Genomic DNA, 3,770 nt, shown 5'->3' with positions numbered 1-3,770 from the left:
AACAGTTGCAGAGTGATCAGGTCGAGACGGCGGATCAGGCTTTTTTGCAGCATGGGAAGCTCGAGTACTGAGTGATTTGAATCGGCAGGATAGCCCGGTTTTCGTTTTAGTCAGACATGTGAACAGTCCGCAGACTTTCATGGTTTCGCCCTACAAACTAAACTGCGCCGCCTCTCAGGAATGACGGAAACCGCCGATTTATTCCGGACTTTTTGCTTTGTAAAGTCTTTGCACCAGCGGTGGATCCGTAATGCAGGGCAACAAGCGACTGAAACAGGGATGAGCCATGAACGCCCGCGTCACCCTTCTGATCACCTGCAGCACGGTTTTCCTCGCCCAACTGGGCATGAGTATTTATCTGCCGGCGCTGCCGGAGATTGCCCGTTATCTGCGCGCCGAACCTGCGCAGGTGGCGTGGGGGTTGTCGCTGTACCTTACCGGTATGGCGCTGCCGATGTTGTTCTGGGGCAGTCTGGCGCAGCGCATCGGACGCAAACCGGTGTTGCTGGCAGCGCTGGTTATTTATGGGTTGAGCAATCTGGCGTTACCGACGGGTTCGACGCTTGAATCGTTTTTGCTGCTGCGATTGTTGCAAGGCGTGGGTGCCAGCGGTATTTCGGTGATGGCGCGGGTGCTGATCCGCGACAGTTTTCGCGGCGATCTCCTCGCCAAGGCGCTGTCGTGGATTTCGATATCGTTCGTGGTGGCGCTGGGTATCGGCCAATATCTGGGCTCGCTCATCGAGGTGACGCTGGGCTGGCAGGCGATCTTCTACTTGCTCGGTGTGACGTGCCTGTTGATGGCGGTGATTGTCTCGCGAGTGACTTTCCCTTCGATGACTGACGAACCCGTCAGCACCTCATCCTGGTCCGCTTATCGACGGATTGCGTTGCACCGGACGTTTCTTCTTCCGGCTCTCGCGGGTGGTTTGGGCTACGGCGTGATCATCGCTTTCAACACTGCCGCACCGCTGATTCTGCAGGGGCCGTTCGCGTGGTCGACGGTGGATTACGGACTGCTCGGCTGGCCGATCAGCGCGGCGTATTTTCTCGGCGCACTGGCTGTCAACCGCTTCGTCGTGCGTACCGGTCAGGCGCGGTTGATGACCATTGGCGTGGGTTTGGTCTTGGCGGGCAGTGGCGTGATGTTGCTGGGAAGCTTGACGGCCAGCTCCATCGCCATTCTGTTTTGGCTGCCCTATTGCGTGGCAGTGTTTGGCCAATCCTTGAACTACCCGATCAGCCTGTCTCGCGCCAACGATGGCGCACCGATCGCCGGGGCTTATGCGATGGCGTTGAGCGGTTTTATCCATCAGTTGATGGCGGCGATCATTGGCGCGATGGCCAGCCTGATCGCCAGCCCCCAAGCCTGGCCGTTGTCGCTGCTGTGCGTGTTACTGGCAGTGGGCGCGATGCTGTGCGTGCGGTTCACGCCGAGGGGAGACATCCGTTAGAACGCGTTGCGAGCTTTACCTTGAATCGATTATCGGCGACGGCGTTGTGCGGGTTTTGTGATGGCCGCGGTCAGCAAGCGAACCAACTGCGCGCTGTCGTCTTTGCGGCCCAAAACCAGGATGGATGAGCCTTGCAAGCAGGCATCGATGGCAGGCCACGAAATGTCCTTCGCGCCTTCGATATCAAAAGAATCATCCACCGCGCCGTCGACCTCAAAACCTCCCGTCAGCAAGCCTCGTGAATTGCCCGAGGTTTGCCCGACCGCGACGATCCGTCCGTCGTCGATATCATTCAGCGCGAAGCCTGCCTTCCAACTCCTGAGATCGAGTGTCTGTATTGCGGGGGTGATCACAGGATTCTCGAACGCTGTATCCATCTGACCGGCGTCGGTGATACCGCTGATCACACCATGCTGGAGCTTCATACCTTGCGTTGATTCGACCGCCGAACCGAGCAGCAGCAGGCGCTCTGCCGTTTGCGCAACGATGTTCTCCACGTGGCTTTCGAGCGGTTTGCCATCCCTTTGGATGTTCAGCACCAATACTCCCTTGTCGCCAAACTGTTCTGCGACGTTTCCGCTGCTGTCGAATGCCATGACCAATCCCTGATTGGTAACTTCGATTTTGCCATGCACCAGAATCAGCCCGTTGGCGAGCTGAATGATCCCCGACAATGAAATGGCTACCTTAGGCAGCGTCAGGACCAGCCAGCCTTTGTCAGCGAACGATGGATCATTCGCGCCACCGCGAAGCAACCGCGTCAACAAACCACTACCGTTTTGAGACGTCACGAAAAGCAGCCCGTCCGCCCCTTCAACCTGCGGGGTAGATTTCGTCAGAATAAATCGCCCATGCGTGGCACCGGACAACAAAGGGATACGCGTAGGCACAATCTGGTAGCCGCTCCTGTCGTCGCCGAACGCGATGTCCGGCGAGCCGTCGGGCAAGAACCGGGCGATGACCTGGTGGAGTTTAATGACCTCGTCCTCGATGATGCCAATCACCCCACACATCCAGATCAGCCCATCGTCCGCATCCACTAGCAAGTGTCCGCCTTGCGAGAGCAGAGGTGTACCAAAGTGGCCAGACAGATAGCCGGCGTCACCGAAGCTCGAGTCCGGACTCCCGTTGGCATCCAGACGAGCAAGGCCGTAGTACGAATGACCTGATCGCTCAACGGTTGCGCTGACCATGATCTTCCCTGAAGGAGTGATCGCCACGCCTTTGCTGATGGTTTTGCTCGCCCCGGGAAATTTCAGGGTTCGCAAACCAAAAAGCTCATCCAGCTCTCCGGCTGACTGTGCTTTGGGTGCCTTTGGCGCGGGGGATTTCGACATGTTCGTATTCTCTTCAAGAGATCGACGTCGACCCCCTTGTTCAGAGCATTCGACCCGAAGAAGCCATGTTGAACAACTGACATAAATGACAGTTTTTTAGAACTTAAGGCTATTGACGTCCAACCAACCAAGTCTAAAAAACTGGTAGTTCTTACAGGTCCAAAACCGGTTCAAATCTGTAAACCTGTTCATTCATCATTTCTGAATGAGCAAACCGGTCATGAGCAACGGACATCCAACGGACGCCCAGCCGGGGCTTCCGACGATCGTATTTCCTTTTGAGGGCGGTAAAACCGCACGCCGTCCCGTACTGTTCGGAACGGGGCCGGCGGGTGGTTTGATCGAGATATGGGATGCCGGGGAAAACTTCCATTACGCTTCAGGCCCCATCGGAAGCGACGAACGCTGGACAGTTGATGTTTTCGAAGAAATCGCTCCGGGACTTCATCAGATCCGTGCTCGCGTGATAGCGGGCGCCGCCTCGGAGTGGTCCGCCCCTCGCTCATTCAGAGCCAACGCAACAGATGATGCCCCTGTCATCAATTTGCCTGGGGAAAGCGAGCAGGTCAGCGATGTCGTGACATTCCAGGGAACAGTGCCTCGCGCAGGCGGTTACGTCGACATTGTCGATCTGAACGACGGTCGCCACCTCGCTCAGGTAAGGGTTGAGCCTGACATGACCTGGTTCACACAGCTGACCGGTCTCGGTGCGCGAGTACACAGAGTTTCCGTCAATCATCGATTGGACGGCGTCGCGTCGAACTGGGCGGGCGTACGCACCTTTACGGTGGTCGCAGAAGCGAGCGAAGGACTGTTCGACTTCGCTCGCCTGCGCACCTTCATTCAAAATGCGTTACGGAAAATCTCTTCGATCTGGCGCTGATCTGCCGCCCGTGGATTGGTCAGTCCGCAGGCGTCCTTCAAGGCATTGGCGGCGAGCACCGGGATGTCGCTGAGTTTCGCGCCCAGCTCACGCAGTC

Annotated in this window: 3 protein-coding genes and 1 pseudogene; 2 read left to right on the top strand and 2 right to left on the bottom strand. The window is 57.2% G+C overall.

The window, feature by feature from the left end:
* Positions 1-286 precede the first annotated feature (286 nt).
* Positions 287-1,453, top strand: coding sequence for an MFS transporter (locus tag D6877_RS03575; protein WP_130909879.1), 1,167 nt, complete (start codon positions 287-289; stop codon positions 1,451-1,453).
* Between the two features lie 29 nt (positions 1,454-1,482).
* Here the strand turns inward: D6877_RS03575 and D6877_RS03570 are convergent, their stop codons facing one another.
* Entirely contained in the window at positions 1,483-2,790 is a 1,308-nt protein-coding gene (locus tag D6877_RS03570; RefSeq protein ID WP_130909878.1) for a delta-60 repeat domain-containing protein, read from the bottom strand.
* A 205-nt stretch (positions 2,791-2,995) separates the two neighbouring features.
* On the opposite strand from D6877_RS03570, the gene D6877_RS03565 reads away from it, so the two are divergent.
* Complete coding sequence (locus D6877_RS03565) at positions 2,996-3,673, top strand: hypothetical protein (protein ID WP_130909877.1); 678 nt, start codon at positions 2,996-2,998, stop codon at positions 3,671-3,673.
* Here D6877_RS03565 and D6877_RS03560 read toward each other — a convergent pair.
* A pseudogene (locus tag D6877_RS03560) lies at positions 3,634-3,770 on the bottom strand (L-threonine dehydrogenase); the annotation flags it as partial. The gene D6877_RS03565 and the pseudogene D6877_RS03560 sit on opposite strands and share 40 nt — an antisense overlap.

Origin of the sequence: Pseudomonas sp. Sample_9 (genome assembly GCF_004307535.1) — a bacterium.
Lineage (GTDB): Bacteria > Pseudomonadota > Gammaproteobacteria > Pseudomonadales > Pseudomonadaceae > Aquipseudomonas > Aquipseudomonas mercuritolerans.
The sequence above is the reverse complement of the archived record's forward strand: the minus strand, read 5'-3'. Positions and strand labels throughout refer to the sequence as shown.